The organism is Actinocorallia aurea, from assembly GCF_054783995.1.
The window spans coordinates 1-19,868 of record NZ_BAAGPQ010000016.1 but is presented as its reverse complement, the minus strand read 5'-3'; the positions used below and the strand labels follow the sequence as shown (position 1 = coordinate 19,868).

Genomic DNA, 19,868 nt, shown 5'->3' with positions numbered 1-19,868 from the left:
GCGCGTCCGGTCCGCAGCCTTGAGGAGGGAATCCCCCATGGAACCTGCCGTCGGCATCGACCTCGGCACCACCTACTCGGCCGTCGCCTGGGTGAACGGCGACGGAGTCCCGGAGATCATTCCGAATCCGCTGGGAGAGGCGCTGACCCCGTCCGTCGTCGGGTTCGGCGCCTCGGGGGACCCGGTCGTCGGGGCGGGGGCCAAGGCCGCTCAGGGCGAAGGTGACGGCGAGGTCGCGCACCTGTTCAAGCGCTGGATGGGCGACGCGTCCTTCGCCTTCCCCGGCGGAGGGAGGGACTGGACGCCGCCGGAGCTGTCGGCCGAGGTCCTCGCGCACCTCAAGCGGCAGGCCGAGGAAGCGCTGGGAGTGCCTGTGCGCCGGGCCGTGATCACGGTGCCGGAGTACTTCACCCACCCGCAGCGGGAGGCGACGCTCAGGGCGGGCCGGCTCGCGGGCCTGGACGTGTTCCGGCTGATGAGCGAGCCGACGGCCGCCGCGCTCGCCTACGGGCTGCGGCCGGCTGAGGAGACCCGCCGGGTGCTCGTCTACGACCTCGGCGGCGGCACCTTCGACATCTCCCTCGTGGAGATCGGCGCCGAGACCCTCCAGGTGGTCGCCGCCGAGGGCGATCACGAACTGGGCGGCCGGGACTGGGACGACCGGCTCGCGGGAGAGGTGATGCGGCGGCTCACCACAGAGGAGAGCGAGCTGCTCTCCGCCCACCCGGGAGTCCTGCTCGTCGAGACCGAGCGCATCAAGCACACGCTGTCCGCGCGCCGCTCGGCGGAGCTGCGCGTCGCTCTGGGGGGCCGGACGATCCGGGCCGCGGTGACGCGCGAGGACTTCGCCGCGGCGACCCGGGACCTCGTGGAGATGACCGGCCACCTCACCCGCAAGCTGCTCCAGGAGGCGGACGCGGCCTGGGAGGACGTCGCGGGCGTCCTGCCGGTCGGCGGCTCGACCCGGATGCCGATGATCCGCGAGTTCATCGAGGAGATGTCGGGCAAGCCGCCTATGGCGGGCATTCATCCCGATCACGCGGTCGCGCTCGGCGCGGCGGCGCAGGCGGCCCTGCTGCTGGAGGCCGAGGCGGAGACCCTCCGGCTGCCCGGCGCCGCGGCGGCCGAGCCCATCCTGCGGCTCGGCGGGCCGCGCAAGGTCGGCAACGTCGTGGCGCACAGCCTCGGCATGATCGCCGAGAGCGCGGACGGCGCGCGCTACGTCAACAGCGTCCTGCTCCCGCGCAACACCCGGATCCCGTCGGCGGCGACCCGCCCGTACAAGTTCCGGATCAAGGGCGACGCCTCGGACGAGATGGAGGTCTTCCTCACGCAGGGAGAGACCGAGGACGTGGAGGACTGCGCCTACCTGGGGCGCTACCTCGTGACCGGGTTCCCGAAGAAGGGCGGGCGGCGCGAGACCGTCGTCGATGTCACCTACGCCTACGACGACAACGCGCTGGTCGGCGTCGAGGCCGTGGACCGGACCAGCGGCACCCGCCTGGACGTCAAGGTGGAGCAGCTCCCCGAGGACGTCCCCGCCCGGTTCCTGCTGCCGCCCGAGGCCGACGCCGGACGTGAGCCGATGACCGTCTACCTGGCCTTCGACCTGTCCGGGAGCATGTCCGGAGGCCCGCTCAGGGCGGCCAAGGACGCAGCCCGGACGTTCGTCGGCCAACTCGACCTGACGACGACCGCCGTCGGCCTGATCGGCTTCTCGGACTCGGTCAAGGTGGCGCTGAAGGCGACGAACAACGGCGCGTCCATCGACAGGGCGGTGCACCGGCTCAGCGTCGGCGCGACCGGATACGGCAACGACACCGACCCCTTCGACAAGATCAGGGAGCTCCTCAAGAAGGATCAGCACCGCAGGTTCGCGGTGGTGCTGGCGGACGGAGTCTGGAGCCACCAGGGGAAGGCGATCTCCCGGGCCAAGGCCTGCCACGCCGCCGGGATCGAGGTCGTCGCGGTCGGGTTCGGTGGCGCCGACCGAAGGTTCCTCCAGGCCATAGCCTCCTCCGACGAGCAGGCGCTCTTCACCCGCGAGGGCGAGCTGAGCGCGGTCTTCGGCACGATCGCCCGTGAGATCACCGAGTCCGGGAAATGACCGGGAGGGTCAACTTCTTCCTCCTGTTGGAGCTCGACCCCGCCGCGCGTTGGAGCGAGGAGGCCTTCCAGCACGCGTTCGCCGCCCGGCGCAACGCCTGGACGCGTGCGGCGACGGGCCCGAAGACCCTGGCGGGGACGGTCGAGGCGAAGCGCAACCTGAACCTTCTGCGTGAGATCACCCGGGTGATGGGTGACGCCGAGGCACGGGAGGCGGAGCGCAAGGGGGCGGAGAAGGAGAAGCGGGCCGCCCTGGAGGCGGCCCGGCGGGAGCTGAAGGACAGGCTCGACCTTCTTGAGCTGCGCGGCCACCTCCTTCTCTCCGAGCGCGACGGGCTGCGTGACGACTTCGCCGAGGTCCTCGCCTCCTCACCCGCGCTCGCTCGGCGGCTGGACGCCGTCGAGGTGAAGGACCCGGGTCCCGCGGTCCCGGCCGACCGCCTGGACGAGCACGCCGAACGGCAGTTGCGGGAACTGCTGCGCACCGCCCAGCTCAGCAGCCTCTACGAGGTGCTCAAGACCGTGGACGAGAGCGTCACCGAGCGCAGTCCGGTCACCGTTCTCGTCGCCGCCGCCGAGCGGCTCTACCTGCGCGAGCACCAGCGCAAGAACAAGTCGGACCCTGCCGTCAAGGCGCGCGAGGACCTCAGCGGCCATGCCAAGAAGCACTTCGCCACCGAGGAGGGGCGTCGCAGGCACGATGCCTCCATGCGGCTGGAGAGCCTGCGCGAACTCGTCGCCTGGTACACCGAGGTGCTCGGCACGGCCCGCGCGATGACCGCCGCGCAGGTCGAGGACTTCCTGGTCAAGGCGAAGCGGCGCGGCGTGCGCGACCTCGACCTCGCGCTCGGTTTCCTCCGCGACGACCTGACGGCCCGGCGTTGGGCTCTGGAGCTGCCCGGGCCGAAAGCAGCCGAGGAGGTCGACCGCCTCGTGCACTGCCCCCGGTGCGGAGAGCTGAACGAACCCGAGGCTTCGGTGTGCGCCCACTGCGCCTTCTCTCTGCGAGATCCCTGTCCGGCGTGCGGCCGCGTCGAGCCGAGGCGCGGCGGCTGCCGCTGCGGGTTCCCGGTGGGGCTGCGGGAGCGGGTCGAGGACCTGCTGACCGAGGCGGCCGAGGCGGCGGACGCCGGGCGGGGGGAGGAGGCCGCGGCCCTGCTGGACCGGGCCGCCCGGATCTGGAGGCTGCCCGCCACCAGCGCCGACCCGCTGGCGGCGCGGCTCAGGGACGCGCGGCTCCGGCTGGCCCAGGGGGCCGAGCGGCTCTCCCGTCTGGCCGCGGACATCGCCGTCCTTTCGGAGGCCCGCAGGTTCGTCGAGGTCAGCAGGATGCTCCAGACGGCGCCCGTCGGGCTGCCGGACCGGGACGCGTCGCTGGCCCGAGCAGAGGAGATCCTCGCCCGCGTGCGGCGGCTCAGCGAGCAGGCCCGACGCCCGGGCCTCGACCGGGTCCGGCGGGTCGACCTGCTCTCCGAGGCGCTGAGCCTGTGCGAGGACTACGCTCCCGCCAGGAGCGATCTCATGCGGATCCCGCCGGAGCCGCCGCGCGTCGCACGCGCGGCCGCGGAGGACGTGGAGACGGGCGTCCTCGTGACGTGGACGGAGACCGGTGAGTCGGGGGTCTCCTACGTCATCGTCCGCGGGACCGGGCCGGAGCCTCCGAACACTCCCGAGGACCTCCCGGGGCGGAGGCGGGTCGCCAAGACGGACGGAGGGTCCTGGCGCGACAGGCCCGACGACGAGTCGGTCGGCGTTCCCCTGACGTACGCGGTGTTCGCCGTCCGCTTCGGCGCCTTCTCCGCTCCCGCCGTCGCCGCGCCCGTGCTGGTCACCGCGGACCCCGAGCTCACCTGCCGGGCGGGCGAGGGGGAGGTGGAGGTGAGTTGGCGACCACCGCGCCGCTGCGACCGGATGGAGATCGTCAGGGAGCGGGTCGGCTCGGCGGATCCACCCGTCAGGCTGCCTTCGGAGGGAGTGGGGCACGTCGACAGGGATCTCGTGAACGGCGCCGTCTACCGCTACACCGCCCGCGCGCGGTTCGCGGGGTACGGCGGAGCGCCCGTCTGGTCGCAAGGGCGAATGGTCGAGATCTCGCCGCGCAGTCGGCCGACGCCGCCCGGGCCGCTCGCCGTGACCGGAGCGGCCGGGGCCTACCTCTACAGCCACCGGGTCGAGCTGCGTGTCCCGGAGCCCGACCGGGGCGTGGTCCGGATCATCTCCCAGAGCGGGGCGGGATCACTGCGCGAGGGCGACGCCGCGGACGAGGCGGGCTTCCAGCCGGGAGGCCGGATCCTGCCAGGGACGTCGTCGCCCTTCGTCGACCTCGTCACGTCGCCCGACGACCGTTTCTTCACCTACGTCCCCGTCCTCATCGTGGACGGCCGCGTCCATGTCGGGAAGGTCCGCCGGTACGTCACCGATCCCGACGTCGCGGGCCTGGCGGTCGAGTTCGACGGGGACCGGGCCCTGCTGGGCTGGACCTGGCCGTCGGGCGGCCGGCGGGCCCTCGTCGGCTGGAGCGCGGAGGGCGCCATCGCCGACATCATGGCTTGCCAGAACACCCAGGTCGTCCCGCGTTCGGAAGGAGAGGCCCATGGGGGCTGCTTCCTCCGTGTCCCCGCGGACACCGCGCGACTCCACGTCATGGTGGCGCTGACCGTCGCGCACGCGCAGACCGAGTTCGCGACCTCCGGGGTCTCCGCGGCCGCGGCCCGTCCCGCGGAGGGGATCCGGTACGAAGTGACCGCCGCCAGGCGCAGGGCCGAACTCGTCCTGGTCGCGGACGCGCCGCTCGATCTGCCCGCGCTGACGCTCGTCGCCCGCCCTGATCGGGAACCGGCGACCCGGGCGGACGGCGAGGTCGTGCTCGCGCTCCCGCCGAGCCGCGCGGCCGTTCGAACCCGGTATGCCCTGCCGCGCTCCCCGGGCCTGCACCACAGGCTGTTCACGGCCGATCCCTCCGACGCCGAGCGCGTGGAGCTGCGCAAGGGCGCAGTCTGACCGGTGCCGTCGTCTCCTACTGCTTGAACAGATAGATGTCCAGCTCCAGCACCGAGGGGTCCGAACCGTAGCCGATGTACGGCGTGAACGCGGTGGTCGTGGAGAAGACGAACGACTGTTCCACGCCGAGGTCCTTGAGCGCGTCGTTCGCGCTCGCCGCGATCCGCATGGCGCGGGGGATCCCGGCCTCGCTGCCGCCCGCGCCGCCGAAGGCGAGCACGAGCCCGGCCTCGCGTCCTTGCAGCCGCTTGTCGTCCCTGACCTGGCGGAACAGCGCGTGACGGGCCGGTCCGCCGCCGTTCAGCAGGCCCTGGTAGTTGACGGTCACGTGGATCTCGACCGGCTGATTCTCCAGGCCGAGGACCCGGCTCGGCGTCTCGGTGGGCGTCGGCTCGGCGGTCGGCTCAGGGTCGGGCGCGGGCATGCCCACGGTCGTCGCGACGAGGAACGCCATGGCGAGCGCGACCATGAGGTCGGCGAACAGCCAGCCGATGGTGCCGAAGACGACGTTGCCGGGATCCTTGCGCGCGGGGCTGCGCCGACGCGGCATCAGCGCCCGCCGAACATCCGGCGCAGCCACGAACCGCCGGTCACCCGGGCGAGTTCGGCCGTGGCGAGCCGCAGCTCCCGGGCCGCCGCGCCCACATCGGCGGAGACGCCCTGGAGTGCCGCGGTGGTCGGGCCGAGCTGGCGCAGTGCCGCCTCAAGGGAGGCGGCGGTGTCGGTGGCGCTGCGGCTGAGCCCCTCCAGGTCGGTGCGCATCGGCCCGCTCACCAGCTTGACCACTTCGAGCACGCTCGACGAGGTCCCGGAGAGGGCCTTGGCGTGCACGGCGACCTCGGCGGACAGCTTCGTCTGCGCTGCCTCGATCAGCCCCAGCTTCGCGTCGATGTCGGAACCGATCCCGCTGTAGGACTCGACGCCGGAGGCCAGGCCGGAAGCCGCCGTCGTCAGATCCTTGACGCCGCCCGAGAGGGAGGCCGCGCTCGCGCTGTAGACGGCCTGGTCCTTGCGGTACTCGGCGAGGGAGGTCTTGAACCCGTCGAAGAGCGGGACCATCTGCTGCTCGACGACCTGGCGGTGGGCGTCGGCGGTCTGCGTGAGCAGCGCGACGGCTTCGGAGCCCACACGGGTGGTGGTCTGCTCGGCCTGGAGTTCGAGCGCTTTGATCACCTCGCCCGCTTCCCGGGCGATCTCGACGAGAAGGCTCTCGGCGTGCTGCTGGAGCCGTTCGAGGGTCTCGGTGGCGTCCTTGGCGATCCGCGCGTTGGTCTCGGCGAGCTTCTGGGTATCGGAGACCGCCGTCTTGATGAGGGTCTGGGTCTCGCTGAGGACGCGCTGGGCGGCCTCCGCCCACTCCTTGGCGTTGTCCGGCGGCGTGATGTCGCTGTTCTCGATCGCGAGGCTGAGCGTGCTGACCGCGTTGTCGGCGAGGCTGTGCAGGTGGGCCAGCTCGCGGTTCGCCGCGCTCTCCCTGCGGTGGCCGACCAACGTGAGCACGAGGACGGTCGACAGGAGCAGGAAGGATCCCACCGCTGTTTCGGCGAAAGTCGGGATGAACGTATCGAATCGTCGTTGCCAGAGGACAAGGAACGGTTCGATGATGAGTTCAGGACTGCGGTGGATCTGCGCCTGGTAAGCCCAGCTTCCCCAGGCCAGCATGAACCAGGTGAGAATCAGCGGAAGGATCGCCACCGCATTGCGCAGCCCGACCAAGCGGCGGACCGGGACCTGGAGGACGTCTTCGGCCTCGCTCAGCTGAATTCCCGTGTTGACGAGCTGCTGGAGAAGGGGGAGGTCCCGCTGCTCGGCGGCTGCGGTATCGAGGGCGGCGAGGCGATCGGCGTCACTGCGGGCGCCGATGGCGAGCAGTTCCGTCCGCAGCTCTGTCAGTTCATGCGCGGCTTTCGGGCCGAATGCTCCCAGCGCATAAATGTGCGGGAAGGCGGACTGGTCAGATGACACACGATCCTCCGGGGGTGCGCAAAATGGCGCCGGTGTCTACTCTAGCGAGAAATTTCCGCTATGTATTAGTCGATCCGGAAAATTGTGTCCGGGTCGTCGAGCGCGTCGCGCATCGCCCCCGTCAGCGCGTCGTCGGGCAGGAGCCGTTCGGCGGCCTGCCAGGCCGTCTCCGCGAGGCTTCTCGCGCGCTCGGCTTCCGGGCCCGCCAGTAGATCCGGCATCCCGGGCAGCACGTCCGCGAGGTGGCGCAGGACGTCGGCGGTCTCCTCGTCGTCCTCGGCGGGATCGCCGGTCCCGGTGCCCTGAAGGAGGAGCACCGCGCGCAGGAGCAGGAGCAGCGCGCCGGCGAAATCGTCCAACTGGTGCAGGCTCGCGGCGAGGTTCCGCAGGAACGGCACCAGAAGGGGGTCCTCCATGCCGTAGACGCGCTCGGCCGAGGCGAGGGCCCGCCGCTCGAAAGCGGCGGACTCCGTGAACCGGGACATCACGAAGTGGCAGTGCCCGAGGCCTCTGAGCCGCCAGACGATGTCGGGATGGTCGTCGGTTCCGTGCAGGTTCCTGGCGATGCGGTAGGAACGCTGCCGGTACTCGGCCTCGAGCCCATGGTCCGCGGTGTCGTAGTGGACGTCGATGATCTTGTCCAGCAGGGGCAGGAGATCGGCTCCGTCCTCGGTGGCCTCGCGCAGTGCGAGCTCGTGGGCGAGGAGCGGCGCCGCTTCGAGGCGCCTGTCCAGTTCCAGATAGGTGGCGGCGAGGTTCGACAGGCGCAGCGGCAGGTCCGGATGGCCGTCGCCCTGCGCCTGGGTCAGCGCGAGCGCCCGCTCTTCCAGCGGTGCCGCCGCCGCGTATCTGCCCAACCGGTAGAAGAGGGTGCCGAGAGCGCCGAGTTCGTCGGCTGTGCGCGGATCGTCCCGGCCGTACCTGTCCTCGGCCAGGCCGAGGGCCCGCCGCCGCAGCGGTAGCGCCTTCTCGTGGCGTCCCGCGTCCGTGTGGCAGCGGGCGAGCCTGCCCAGGCAGAGCAGGAGGTCGGGGTGCCCGGGATCCGCGGCCTCCACGATCCGCTCCGCGCGCTCCGCGGCGGCGGCCGCCTCGTCCTCCTCGGAACGCAGGGCGTGCGTCTCGGCCAGGTCGGTGAGGAGGAGGACGACGTCGAGGGAGTCGGCGCCGTGTGTCGCCTCGGCGGCCTGCAACGCGGCGGTGCGGAACGCGAGCGCGTCGTCCAGCCGGGGAAGGTCGAGCTTCTCGTAGGCGTCGGCGAGCTGGGTGGCGTAGCCCGCGACTTCGGGATGGTGGGGACCGTACAGCTGCCGCGCGATCTCGTACGCCCGGCGGAAGCGCGGTGCCGCCTCGGGGTATCGGCCGAGCGCGCTCAGCGTCTGCGCGATCCCTACCAGCATGTCCGCGACGTCCGGATGCGGGAACTCGTAGACCCGCTCGATGATCGACTGCGCCCGGCGTCCGGCGCGCAGGGCGAGTTCGTACTCGCCCCTGTTGCGGAGGATCGCGGCCAAGGCGTTCAGGCGGTAGGAGACGTTCTCGTGGTCGGGCCCGTCGGAGGCCTCGGTGATCCGCAGCGCGCGCTGCGCGGCCGAGAGCGCCTCGTCGAGCATGCCGAGCCGGCGGTAGGCGGTCGCGACGTGCTGCGCCCTGGCCCCGAGGGTCGGGTGGTCGGGCTCCAGCGCCTCCTCGGCGATGGCCATGGCGCGCAGTTCGAGCTCCAGCGCCCGGGCGTGGTCGTCCAGGGCCGCGTGGCACAGCGCGACCCCGCCCACGTAGCCGGCGAGGTCCGGGTTGTCGGGGCGCAGATTGCGCTCCGCGATGGCCAGCGCCTCCTCGGCCAGCGCGAGCGCCTCGTCCAGCCGGTAGAGATCGCGGTAGGTGGTCGCGAGGTCCGTGGCGTGGGAGGCCACACTGATGTGCTCCCCGCCCCGCGCCGCCCGCACCAGCGCCAGGGCCCGCTCCTGGTGCCCGACGGCTTCGGCGGCCTGCCCGAGCACGCGGTAGAGCGTCGCCAGGCCCCCCAGCACCCAGGCCCGCAACTCGTCGGGGCACGCGGAGTCGCTCTCGGCGATCGCCAGCGCGCGGGTCTGGAGGTCGACGGCCTGGTCGTTGCGGCCGAGCGAACTGAGCGTGCTCGCGAGGTTGGTCAGCGGGATCACCAGGGCCACGTCGTCGGCCGCGCTCACCCGCTCCAGCAGTGCCAGTGAGTCCCGCTCCAGTTCCTCGGCCTCCTGGTGACGGCCGAGCGCGTGGTAGGAGACGCCCAGATTGCCCTGGAGGGTGGACAGCACGGGGTCCCCGGAGACCAGCACCTTCCTGCCGATGGACAACGCGAGTTCGCAGAACTTCGCGGAGACCGGGTAGAGGCCCTGCGCGGACGCGAAGAGCCCGGCCTGGTTCATCAGGTGGCAGAACGGCCAGTCGGAGCTGCCGTCGCCGACGTGGTCGGCGAGCGCGTCCACATGGGGGAGCAGGTCCCACCACCGCGCCCAGCCCGCCATGTCGCCGACCGGATCGTCCGGCAGGGCGGCCTCCAGCAGGCGGATCGCCGAGGCGGCCGCGGAGGTCAGGCCCGTGTCCGTGAGCGGCTCGCCGCTCTCGCCGATCCGCAGTACCGCCTGCACCAGCCGGTGCACGTTGACCGTCGTCTTGGTGACCGTGACCATGCTGTACGACCTGAGCAGGGACAGCAGCCGGTTCGCCGAGATCTCGTCGCCGTTCAGATGGGCGAGGACGAGGTCGCGCGGCAGGTGGTCGGGGCCGAGCCAGGCAAGGACGTGCAGGAGCGCCACCGCGCGCTTGTCCCTGGCGCTCAAGGCGTCCAGCGTGATGTCCCAGACGCGGGTGATGGCTCGTTCCTGCGCGATGTCGGGGGCGACCTCGGCGAGCAGGTCGCCGAAACGTCCGTGCAGCCGCGCCGCGTAGTCGGCCAGGGTCTCGTCGGCGCAGGAGATGTAGGCCGCCGCCTGCTCCAGCGCGAGCGGGAGGCGACCGAGGGCCTGGGCGATGAGGCGGGCGGCTTCGCGGTCGCGCCGCCCGTTCCGCCCGGTGCGCTCGCAGAGCAGGTCGACCGCGTCGTCCAGGCCGAGGGTCTCCAGCCGGACAGGGCGCAGCCCACGCCGGATCCAGTCGACGTCCCGTCGCGTGGTGACCAGGACGCGGCCGCCGTGGCCGTCGCCGAGGAACTCCGCCACGGCGTCCGGATCCTCGACGTTGTCCAGGATCAGCAGCCAGTCCCGGTGAACCATCAGCCAGTTGAGCGCCCACTGCCGGGCGGCGTCGGGATCGACCGAGCGCAGGGTCGGGTTCAGGCTCGCGGCGATCCCGATGAGGCCCTGGGTGATGTTCTCGCCGCTGTCGGCGGTGATCCACCAGATCGACCGGTACCGGTCGCGGTTGCGGGAGGCATAGTGCAGCGCGAGCTCGGTCTTGCCGACCCCGCCCAGCCCGGCGACCGTCTGCCCGACCAGGCCCGCGCCGAGCGACATGACGTCGGAGAGCTCCCGCAGCGCCTCCTCGCGTCCCACGAAGACCTTGGACGGCCGCAGCCGGACGTTCCACACCTGGGCCGGGGCGAAGTCCCGCACGTCGGGCAGCGCCGCGTCGAACCGGTAGACGCGGTTGTAGTCGCCGCTGATGGCAGTCCCGGTGAGACTGCCGACCGCGATCGACCTGTCGCCCGAAGCCGCCGCAGAGGTCACCGCGTGATCTGGTTGCCGTCGCCGGTGACGACGACGCCGGAGATCGTCTGCGCGACGACCGACCTGGTGCCGGCCGCGTCGTGCTCGCCGGACCGGACCGGCAGCATCGCCTGGATCTCCTGCGCGAGGTCGGCGTCCGCGGCCAGGATCTTGCGGATCCGCAGCCGCAGCGCCGCGCGGCGCTCCTCGTCCGCAGGGTCCTCGGCGAGGTCGGCGAGCGCCTCGGGAAGCTCGGAATCCTCGCGCTCGCCGAAGATGCGCTGCAGCGCGCGCCGTCCCACGCCGATCGTCGCGTCGGCCGCCATCTCCTGGCCGCGCGCGAGCACGGCGCCACCGTAGGCGGCCACCGCTGACACCACGAAAGGCTCAAGCCCCGTCACGAGATCGGCCACCATGGGCTCTCCTCAGGTCGTGAATCCACCACTCTCTTGGACGCTACCGACACGCCTGTCGTTCCCATGGCATTTCATGGCATCCCGCCACAGTTCCTCGCTTTGCGGCAGCCCCGATCGACCCACCGAAGCAGACATTTATCCCGAATGCCGTTCACACGGACGGCATCCACCGGGGCATCAGGAGCTTCGAGGCCGAGGCACCAGCCTCCGGTCGCTGAGTTGGTCCCCGAAAAGGCGGGACTGACAGATCCGCGTTCAGGTGCTTATGATGTTCGGGATGAAGAACAACTCCTCGTATGGATCGGGGGAATCGTTCGCGCAAGGTGAGTGCTGATGGCACCCCGCTTCGCGAACACGATTCCCGCCCCTGTGTTGATGTGGCAGCGCGTGCGTGAGTACGCCGTACCACTGTCCATGATCGAAACCGCGACCGCACGGCGTGCGGTCGGTGACTGGGCGGGGGCCTGCGCCGCCGCCCGGATCGACATCGATCTCGATCTGCGCGCCGTGCGCGACCGCCACGGCACCGAGTTCGTCACCCGCCTCAGAGCGGATCTGCGTCGGCTGGCACCGGATCTGCTCCGCTGGCACATGCCCCGCATCGCTCCCGACGGGCGGATCAGGCCAGGCCTGACCATCTCCCTCAGCCGTTACGGCGGTTCCGGCACCATGCCGGTGCAGCTCGTGGTGCGGACACCGCCGGCCTGGGCGGACGCAGGCCAACGGATGTCCCTGGCGCTCTGGGAGGAGCGCGGGAGCGGCGACGTCCCGAGGCGCCATCCGCACCCACGTCCCGCCCGGCGCTTTCGGCTCGACCTGCACCGGCATCTCTGGGACTCCAGCCGGTGCGGTGAACTGGGGCGGCGCTGCGGTGCGGACGCCGCGCCGGTCCCGGCGCCTCCCGACCGGCCGCACCCGCCCGCTTGGCTGAACGGTTCGATGCAGCCCGATTCCTCCAACGTCGATGATCACTCGTGGGCGTCGGCGCAGTGGGCCGCCGAGGCCGAGCTGCTGCTGGGGGCGGAGGGCCGCACTCGCGGGGCTTTCACCGTCCGGCTCGGCGCACGTGACCGCAGGGTGCTCGAACTCGTCGCCCCCGATGACAGCCATGTCCCGACATTCCGACCGCTTCGAGAGGTGCTGCCGCCTCAGGTGGTCGCGGCGCTGCCGGTGCTGCCGGAAGCGGCGGTCCGGGTTCTTCCGGATCTGGCGTTGCTGCGTGCCGGGCTGGTCGCCGCCGATCGCCTGCATCCGCTCGTGGCCGAGGCGTTGTCGGCGGCCGGAGCGGAATCCACGCCTGGCCCTGAGCCGCTGCCCGGCGACCCCCACAGAGTGGAGTGCCGGGGCGACGTCCACCGGATCGCGCTGCGTGACGGGGTGCTGACGGCGATCGACCACGACGCGGCAGAGCTGCGCCGGGAAGAGCTGCTGGTGGCGCTCGGCGGCCCCGCGCTGCCGTGCCTTCGGGCGATCGACGCGGTGCACCGCGACCCGCAGGCGCTGCCCGCCGTCCGGGAGCGGCTCGCCCACGGCGATGTCTCCGGGGCGCTGGCCGTGGTCGAGAGCATGCTCGGTCCCGGTGCGGTCCTGCGCGACGGGCCGCTACGGGAGGCCCTGGAGTCGGCTGCGGCCCGCCGTCTCGACCACGGACTCTTCCGCTCCGGGCTGCGCCCCGTCCATCCCGCCGCGACGCGCCCCGAACGGCGCAGCCGGGTGCGACTCCGTACCGGCCCGGCACGGGCAAGTTAACCGTCCCGCCTCGCACCACCCATTCCGCACGAGCATGGCCCCTCCGGTGCCGGCCATGCCGTCCCTTCCGCTACCCCCAAGGTGATGCCCATGATCTCCCGTGCCCTCCAGCCCACCCCGGTCCTGACCGCCGACGCCTCCGGAACCGACCCGCGACTCGGCGTCGCCGACGACCTCCTGACCCTGCTGCGAACCACCACCACCGAGACGCGCCCCGACGAGCAGCTCGAAGCGCTCACCCTGGCTGTGGCGGCAGACCTGCCCGTGCTGCTGTGGGGCGAACCGGGCATCGGCAAGACCGCGGCGCTGACGCAGCTCGCCGCCTCGCTCGACCTGCCGCTGACGACGGTGATCGCCAGCGTCCACGAGCCGACGGACTTCTCCGGGCTGCCCATCGTCGGCGATGACCCGGCGACGCAAGGAGTGCCCATGGCACCGCCGCAGTGGGCAGTGGACCTGGTACGCGCCGGACGGGGACTGCTCTTCCTGGACGAACTCTCCACCGCCACTCCTGCGGTTCAGGCCGCGCTGCTCAGGGTCGTCCTGGAGCGGAGGGTCGGTGTGCTGCGACTGCCGCCCGCGGTGCGGATCGTCGCCGCCGCCAATCCGCGCGCCTCGGCGGCGGACGGGTGGGAGCTGAGCCCGCCGCTGGCCAACCGGTTCGTGCACCTGTACCGGGTCCACGACCGGGACACCGTGGTGCGCGGGCTGGGCGGGGTCTGGCCCCGGGCGCAGTTGCCCCGACTGGTGCCGGAGAAGCTGCCGGAGGCTGTGGCGTACGCCCGGCGCGCGGTCTGCGGATTCCTGCAGGCGCGGCCGACGCTCATCCACCGGCTGCCGAGCACCGAGACACGACGCGGCGGCGCCTGGCCCTCACCCCGGAGCTGGGAGGCCGCGCTGACGCTGCTGGCCTTCGGCACGGCGGCGTCCGTCTCGCGGGAGGTGCTGGCGCTGCTGGTACGGGGTGCGGTGGGGGACGGGCCGGGGCTCGAACTCCTCGCCCATCTGGACCGGATGGAGCTGCCGGACCCTGAGTCGCTGCTGGCCGATCCGGCATCCGCCGAGCTGCCGATCCGGGGAGATCTACGCCAGGCGACGTTGGAGGCGGTGGTGGCCGCCGTGGGCGCACGGCCGCAGCGGGAGCGCTGGGAGGCGGGCTGGGCGGTACTGGTTCGGGCGCTGGAGACCGGCGCCGCGGACCTGCTGGTCGCCCCGGCGACGGTCCTGGCCTCGCTGCGGCGGGACGACTGGGAGGTGCCGGAGTCGGTGGAACGGCTGGCCGGAATGATCGGCCTCGCCCGGCGGGCGGACCAGTCGGTCCGGCGGGCCACGGGGTCGGCCGACGTCGGGCGTGCGGCGGGGGCGGGCCGATGACGGAGACCTCGAAGCCTCCGACGGCCCGGCCTGCACCGCCGCGCCGGGCGCGGGCCGCCGTTCCGGGACGCCCGACCGGCCCCGGCGAGCCGTACGGGCCGCCCGGCCTCCCCCTGGACCTGGAGAAGTTGCTGGCCGCTCGACTGCACGCGGTGAAGGTCCGTCCCTACCTGGCGAGCGCGCTCTTCGCGCTGCACGTCGTGGAGGACCGTTCGGTGCCGACGATGGCGGTGGACGCGCACTGGCGCTGCTATGTCTCCCCCGGCTTCGTCGCGCGCACCCCGGTGGAGGAGTTGGCGGGCGTCTGGGTGCACGAGGTGTCCCATCTGCTGCGAGACCATCACGGGCGGGGGGAGCGGTACGCGAAAGAGCAGGGGGAGTACGGACCGGGCGAGCGGCTGAGGCGGAACATCGCCGCCGACTTCGAGATCAACGACGACATCTACGGTGACGGTCTTCCCCTGCCCGCGGGGGCGGTCCTGCCGTCGATGCTGCGGCTGCCCGGCGGGTTGCTCATGGAGGAGTACCTGCGAACGGCTTCTCTGTCCGGGCTCACCCCGGACCTGGCCTGGCTGGACTGCGGCAGTGGTGCCGACGGTCAGGACCGTCCGTGGGAGCTGGGGCCCGACGGGGCGCACGGTCTGAGCAGACAGCAGCGGGACGCGGTGCGCTTCAGGGTCGCCGAGGGGATCAAGGGTCGGCCCGGCGACGCGCCGGAAGGCTGGCGCCGCTGGGCGGACGAGGCGTTCCATCCGGCTCAGCCGTGGCGGCAGCTGCTGGGGGCGGCGGTCCGCTCGGCGGCGGGAGCCCCGGGGGCAGGAGAAGACCACAGTTATCGGCGTCCGTCCCGGCGCGCAGCCGCCGTCCCCGGTGCGGTCCTGCCGAGCCTGCGCCGTAGGTCACCCCAGGTCTGCGTGGTGATCGACACCTCCGGCTCAGTGAGCGACGCCGAACTGGGCAGCGCCCTGCTGGAGGTGGCGGCGATCTCGCGGGCGGTGGGCGGCCGGCGCGACCTGGTGTCGGTGATCTCCTGCGACGCGGCGGCCGGGATCGCCGTCCCGCTCTGCCGAGCCGAGAACCTCGAACTGATCGGCGGCGGAGGCACGGATCTGCGCTCGGGTTTCACCCGGGCGCTCCGCTCCCGGCCCCGCCCTGACGTGATCGTCGCCCTGACGGACGGCCAGACCCCCTGGCCCTCCGAGGAGCCCCCCTGCCGCACCGTGGTGGGCCTCTTCCCGCGCCCGGCAGACCCGACGGACGAGGACGACCCCGACTACACCCCGGACAGGCCGCCGCCTTGGGCCCGCGTCGTCACCATCGCCTAGACGACGAAGCCCCGGCCCCTTCAAGGGGCCGGGGCTGTCAGCCGGAAACAAACAAAGGCCCCAGCTGCGGTTTCCCGCGCGGGGCCTTCGTTTCAGTGCCCGGCGAGGCACTTGGCGGAGGATACGAGATTCGAACTCGTGAGGGCTTGCACCCAACACGCTTTCCAAGTCTGCACGTTGGTGTTCATGGACGGCCGGAACCCCTGGTGACCTGGGGATCATTGTCTCGGTGGACCCTCCTGAACGCCTCTGAACGCTTGCGAATGCAACCGGAACCGCAACCGCGAAGGGGTGATGGGGTGGAGGATCTCGTGAGACGGGCACCGGTGCCAGCTCAACCCCTGCCAGCGCGCCACCCTCACCCATTCCTACCGTTATGCACAACGGTAACGGTTATCGGGTAAGCAGCGTTCGGGTGGCCGCATTGTCGTCTCGGGCCAGCACGGCATGATGCATGCGTCGAACCTGCTCCCCGGGTTCGACGCCCAACTCGGTGTCCAGCAGCCCCTGCAGCTCGCGGTACACCGACAGGGCGGTCTCCACGTCACGAGACCGGTGATGGGCATAGATCAGCTGTATCCACAGGGTCTCTCGGTATGGGTATTCGGTAAGGAGTGCTCGCAGTTCCGGCACGAGGAGACCGTGCTCGCCCTGCCGAAGGCGCGCGGTCAAGAGATCCTCCTGAGCGGAGATGCGCAGAGTGTTGAACGCGTCGAGCTGGGACAAGAGCCGGCGGGAACCGCTGACGTCGGGCCCACCCGCCACACCGCGCCATAGGCCGAGGGCCTCGCGGAGGTAATGCTCCTCCGCCGCAACGTCGGACCGCCTGGCTTCGGCACGAGCCCGGGTGACGAACCGAACGAAGATGTCCGCGTCGAGTTCGAGCTCCCTCAGTCGCAGCGCGTAGGCGGCGCCTCCATGTTGCCGAGGTCCTCCTCTTGAGGAAGCGATCCGGGCCTCTGCCCCGTCGATCCGGTCAAGATGGCGGCGTAGCCGCGATACATAGGTGCGGATATTGGACCGATAATGCTTCGGCGGCTCGTCCCAGAGAAGGTCGGCCAGCTCAGCGGAGGTCACAAAGGTATTGGGGCGAAGCGCCAGCGCCGCCAAGACCCCGCGCACCCGGTGTTCAGAAGTCCATTTTGGCGAACTGCTTCGATCTCCCAACCTGGTGTCGATGACCTCAACCGGCCCGAGAACCTGAAAATATAGAGTATCGGCATGCGGTGCGTTCGCAACATTATTATGCCGTCGCAACTCGGTTCCACCCCGTCCTCTCGCAAGGCATAGGGTGACATTATCAATTAATTCCATTTAATGGATCCAACGAAGGTTTTGGCCTCGTGCCCTACTTTCGTAGGGTTGACGAGTGCCGCTCTTAACCGCTCGGACCCCGGCGGGTCGGGCATGCTCAACGATCTCCCTACGAGCCTGGTTCCCGCAGAAGTTCATCGGCTTCCGAGATGGTCGAGATGGGCAGAACATGGATTCTCGCATCCGTTATGGTGTCACGTGGTTAGGTCTTAGGCCTATCGCCGCTTACTGAGGCAACAGGAGGCAATGGGTGCCTGACGTCGTCATCTCTATTGGTTCGAAGGTGCTCGCCACCCGTATCGCTAAGGCCATCGGAGGAAACGGGTGGTCAGTGAAGATGCACGATGAAGACTGCGATTTGTCATCTTCCGAGATTGGCGTATTTTGCTTGGATAACTTTCGGCTATCGCGTTGCTCGACGGGAAGATCATCGGCGCCTTGTGTGGTCGTCGTTGATCCTGAACGCCTGAGGAACGCCGGCGCCGACCTCATTCAGGCGCTTGCCTCTCGCGCTGCCCACGCTGTCGTCGACCGCGATGACTCCGACAACGTGCTCGGAGCAGCGGTCCGCTCGATAGCCGCGGGTTCAGGATGGGTGTCGCCGCATCTGGTGCCCGAACTCTGCAGAGCGCTTGCGCGGCCTTCGTCGGGGAGCACCGGACGTCCCTGGACGAGACGCCTGACTCCCGTTGAGATTGAGGTCCTCGACATGGTCGCGAAGTCCCTGACGAACGCAAGGATCGCGCGGGTCAGGGGCATCGCGGAGGCAACGGTGAAAGGACACGTTCAGAGCCTGATGAGGAAGCTGGGTTGCCACAGTAGGGTGGAGCTTGCCGTGTTCGCCCACATCGGGCGCCGTTACACCGAGCAGGATCCTGGACCGCTGCTCGGCAGCGGTCCCGGTCCCGATTCGCGCTGATCAGCGCGCATCGGACACACCGTTCAGCAGGCGCACGCACTCGCGCGGATCATCTGCCCACAGGTGGATTTCGCGGATGTCCCGCGATCCTTCCTTGGGCAGTTTCACCGTCACCGGCGTGGCAAGCAGCACCTTGATGTTCGTGCAATTGAACACCTCCACGACGAGCGCATCACCGTGGAACATCGCGGTCCGCCGCTGGGACCGCGAGCGGTTGACTACTGCCACATCCTCGATCTCACCGAGCGGCAGCAGGATGTCCACCCACGCGGAGAACCTGATGCGCATCAAGTCGGGCCCCACCGTGGTCGGGTAGACCACGAGAGACATGGCGAAGGCGGCGAGCCACCACAACCCGATCAATGAGAAGGCCAGCAGAATCCAGCGAAATGTCTCCCAGGGCAACGCCAGGTGCACGACGACGGCCTCGACGACCGTCACACCCGCGAGGATGCCGAGCATGGTGCCGAGCTGACCGTGGTAGGCGATGCCGACCGCGTCCGCTGGAACGTCGCGGCGGCGGCGTGTCCACAAGAGGACAGCTCGTTGGAGGGAGAGCTCGAAGGCCAGCAGCCCTCCCAGCGGATGCGGCAGCACCGCTTTGATCGCACCGACGAACGCCGTGAACCGGTCGGGGGCACCGGGCAGGCGGGTGCGATACTCGGCTCTGATGCGCCACGCGCCGACGGCGGCGACGAGCGCCAGCGCCGCCTCGACGGCGATCACCACCGCCGCTGCCTTCGCGAAGTCCACCACACCGCCCCAGACGAGGACCGCCTCCACCAGGACCACCAGCGCGGCTACCCACTTCAGCAATCGGCTCCCGCGTCCCTTCATCGGCCTCACATTCTCCAGTCGCTGTCCACGGCGATCCAGCTGTCGAAAGCCCAGCCCTCGCGCACGTGATCGAACGGAAGCCACCCGTACCCGTCCTCGCCCCACGTGCAGCCCCAACTGTTGCGCACCCGGAAGGCACCTGTGCGCTCATGGCCGCAATTCACATTCTCGTCGTAGCCGACGAGAAGCGCCACGTGATCGCCGAGTAGGCGCTCGCGCGGGTGGGGACGCGGGATGACGCCGTCCTTGAACGACCGCCCCACCGACAGGTGCAATGCCACCTCAATGATGACGGGAACGCCGACCGCGAGCTGGGACTTCAACGCGGCGAGGTAGTCCTCGGCCGGGACTTCCCTGCTCAGTCGCCGCCGCCCGGGCAAGGACCTGCTGACCCGCCTGGCGCTCGACACCGCGCTGTCTCCGACCGAACTCGTGGCGACCACTCAGATCATTCTCGGTGGAGGAATCGACACGACGGCGAACCAGCTGGCGAACAGCGTCTCGGCACTCCTCAGGGCGGAACCGGACGGGCAGGACGAGATCGCCGGACTGCTGAGAACCGGTCGCACGGATCTGGACACAGCGGTCGAGGAGCTGATCCGCTTCGACCCGCCTCTGCAGTTCGACGCGCGCACCGTCCTGAGCCCGGTGCGGCTTGCTGGCGCGGACCTTCGCCCCGGTCAGATGGTGATCACGGTGCTCGGCGCGGCGAACCGCGACCCGGAGCGCTTCACCGACCCCGACAGGCTCGACTTCACACGCCACGACAACCCTCATCTGTCATTCGCGGCAGGCCCGCACTACTGCCTCGGCGCGCACCTCGCCCGCCTGAGCATCAGGACGTTCTTCGCGCGTCTGCTCGGACGCGGCCTGCGCATAGCCGCCGCCGCCCCGTTCGAGCGAGGCGGCGGTTACGGAGTACGCGGGTTCGCGCGGATGCCGGTGCGACTTGAGAGGCAGTGAGGGTCTCGCCCCGACAGCCCCGTATGGCCGCCTCTTCTTCGGAAAGACATCTCCCGCCCGATACCCGCCCACGACCCGAATGACCCGAATGACCCGCTGTATTGACCCCTGAGGCGCGCCCCGGAAGGTTCCGGACGTGAGAGACGTCCGCTCATGCCGTGAGCCTTTTTCATCCCTGGTTCGGGTGGGCTGATCACAGCATGGCCGCGGTTTCCGGTTC

General features: G+C 70.7%; 15 protein-coding genes. 8 read left to right on the top strand and 7 right to left on the bottom strand.

The window, feature by feature from the left end; all coding sequences use genetic code 11:
• Positions 1-37 precede the first annotated feature (37 nt).
• Positions 38-2,107 (top strand): Hsp70 family protein, encoded by a 2,070-nt coding sequence (locus ACYVOM_RS22000; protein ID WP_460305337.1) that lies wholly within the window; start codon positions 38-40, stop codon positions 2,105-2,107.
• Positions 2,104-5,106, top strand: a complete 3,003-nt coding sequence (locus ACYVOM_RS21995; RefSeq protein ID WP_460305336.1) for a hypothetical protein — start codon at positions 2,104-2,106, stop codon at positions 5,104-5,106. Before ACYVOM_RS22000 ends, ACYVOM_RS21995 begins: the two co-directional genes overlap by 4 nt.
• 16 nt (positions 5,107-5,122) lie before the next feature.
• Here ACYVOM_RS21995 and ACYVOM_RS21990 read toward each other — a convergent pair whose 3' ends face one another.
• Positions 5,123-5,656: a hypothetical protein gene (locus tag ACYVOM_RS21990; protein ID WP_460305335.1), complete on the bottom strand. Its 534-nt coding sequence runs from the start codon at positions 5,654-5,656 to the stop codon at positions 5,123-5,125.
• Positions 5,656-6,639 (bottom strand): hypothetical protein, encoded by a 984-nt coding sequence (locus ACYVOM_RS21985; protein ID WP_460305334.1) that lies wholly within the window; start codon positions 6,637-6,639, stop codon positions 5,656-5,658. The genes ACYVOM_RS21990 and ACYVOM_RS21985 overlap by 1 nt, the downstream gene beginning before the upstream one ends.
• 42 nt (positions 6,640-6,681) lie before the next feature.
• Here ACYVOM_RS21985 and ACYVOM_RS21980 point away from each other — a divergent pair, with 42 nt between their 5' ends.
• Positions 6,682-7,068 carry a hypothetical protein gene (locus tag ACYVOM_RS21980; protein ID WP_460305333.1) on the top strand — a complete coding sequence of 129 codons (387 nt, stop codon included), beginning with the start codon at positions 6,682-6,684 and terminating at the stop codon, positions 7,066-7,068.
• 68 nt (positions 7,069-7,136) lie between these two features.
• On the opposite strand, the gene ACYVOM_RS21975 is transcribed toward ACYVOM_RS21980, so the two are convergent.
• Entirely contained in the window at positions 7,137-10,772 is a 3,636-nt protein-coding gene (locus ACYVOM_RS21975) for a tetratricopeptide repeat protein (RefSeq protein WP_460305332.1), read from the bottom strand.
• Positions 10,769-11,167 carry a hypothetical protein gene (locus tag ACYVOM_RS21970; protein WP_460305331.1) on the bottom strand — a complete coding sequence of 133 codons (399 nt, stop codon included), beginning with the start codon at positions 11,165-11,167 and terminating at the stop codon, positions 10,769-10,771. The genes ACYVOM_RS21975 and ACYVOM_RS21970 overlap by 4 nt, the downstream gene beginning before the upstream one ends.
• Positions 11,168-11,500: 333 nt before the next feature.
• On the opposite strand from ACYVOM_RS21970, the gene ACYVOM_RS21965 reads away from it, so the two are divergent.
• The 3 genes from ACYVOM_RS21965 (at position 11,501) to ACYVOM_RS21955 (ending at position 15,615) form a co-directional block, all read left to right on the top strand.
• Entirely contained in the window at positions 11,501-12,916 is a 1,416-nt protein-coding gene (locus tag ACYVOM_RS21965; protein WP_460305330.1) for a hypothetical protein, read from the top strand.
• A 90-nt stretch (positions 12,917-13,006) separates the two neighbouring features.
• Positions 13,007-14,290 carry an AAA family ATPase gene (locus tag ACYVOM_RS21960; protein ID WP_460305329.1) on the top strand — a complete coding sequence of 428 codons (1,284 nt, stop codon included), beginning with the start codon at positions 13,007-13,009 and terminating at the stop codon, positions 14,288-14,290.
• Entirely contained in the window at positions 14,287-15,615 is a 1,329-nt protein-coding gene (locus tag ACYVOM_RS21955) for a vWA domain-containing protein (RefSeq protein WP_460305328.1), read from the top strand. The genes ACYVOM_RS21960 and ACYVOM_RS21955 overlap by 4 nt, the downstream gene beginning before the upstream one ends.
• A gap of 393 nt (positions 15,616-16,008) precedes the next feature.
• Here the strand turns inward: ACYVOM_RS21955 and ACYVOM_RS21950 are convergent, their stop codons facing one another.
• Complete coding sequence (locus ACYVOM_RS21950) at positions 16,009-16,725, bottom strand: AfsR/SARP family transcriptional regulator (protein ID WP_460305327.1); 717 nt, start codon at positions 16,723-16,725, stop codon at positions 16,009-16,011.
• Positions 16,726-17,179: 454 nt separating this feature from the next.
• Here ACYVOM_RS21950 and ACYVOM_RS21945 point away from each other — a divergent pair, with 454 nt between their 5' ends.
• A complete protein-coding gene (locus ACYVOM_RS21945) occupies positions 17,180-17,848 on the top strand; it encodes a LuxR C-terminal-related transcriptional regulator (RefSeq protein WP_460305326.1) in 669 nt (222 codons plus the stop codon).
• Here ACYVOM_RS21945 and ACYVOM_RS21940 read toward each other — a convergent pair whose 3' ends face one another.
• Positions 17,849-18,685, bottom strand: a complete 837-nt coding sequence (locus ACYVOM_RS21940) for a hypothetical protein (protein ID WP_460305325.1) — start codon at positions 18,683-18,685, stop codon at positions 17,849-17,851.
• A gap of 5 nt (positions 18,686-18,690) precedes the next feature.
• Entirely contained in the window at positions 18,691-19,128 is a 438-nt protein-coding gene (locus tag ACYVOM_RS21935) for a C1 family peptidase (protein ID WP_460305324.1), read from the bottom strand.
• Here ACYVOM_RS21935 and ACYVOM_RS21930 point away from each other — a divergent pair.
• Positions 19,118-19,648, top strand: coding sequence for a cytochrome P450 (locus ACYVOM_RS21930; protein ID WP_460305323.1), 531 nt, complete (start codon positions 19,118-19,120; stop codon positions 19,646-19,648). The genes ACYVOM_RS21935 and ACYVOM_RS21930 overlap by 11 nt on opposite strands.
• Positions 19,649-19,868: the final 220 nt, after the last annotated feature.

What these genes read in the sequence shown, in the direction of transcription:
- ACYVOM_RS22000 (WP_460305337.1), top strand. Translation starts at nt 38, where the DNA reads ATGGAACCTGCCGTCGGCATCGACCTCGGCACCACCTACTCGGCCGTC.
- ACYVOM_RS21995 (WP_460305336.1), top strand. Translation starts at nt 2,104, where the DNA reads ATGACCGGGAGGGTCAACTTCTTCCTCCTGTTGGAGCTCGACCCCGCC.
- ACYVOM_RS21990 (WP_460305335.1), bottom strand. Translation starts at nt 5,656, where the DNA reads ATGCCGCGTCGGCGCAGCCCCGCGCGCAAGGATCCCGGCAACGTCGTC.
- ACYVOM_RS21970 (WP_460305331.1), bottom strand. Translation starts at nt 11,167, where the DNA reads ATGGTGGCCGATCTCGTGACGGGGCTTGAGCCTTTCGTGGTGTCAGCG.
- ACYVOM_RS21965 (WP_460305330.1), top strand. Translation starts at nt 11,501, where the DNA reads ATGGCACCCCGCTTCGCGAACACGATTCCCGCCCCTGTGTTGATGTGG.
- ACYVOM_RS21960 (WP_460305329.1), top strand. Translation starts at nt 13,007, where the DNA reads ATGATCTCCCGTGCCCTCCAGCCCACCCCGGTCCTGACCGCCGACGCC.
- ACYVOM_RS21955 (WP_460305328.1), top strand. Translation starts at nt 14,287, where the DNA reads ATGACGGAGACCTCGAAGCCTCCGACGGCCCGGCCTGCACCGCCGCGC.
- ACYVOM_RS21940 (WP_460305325.1), bottom strand. Translation starts at nt 18,685, where the DNA reads ATGAAGGGACGCGGGAGCCGATTGCTGAAGTGGGTAGCCGCGCTGGTG.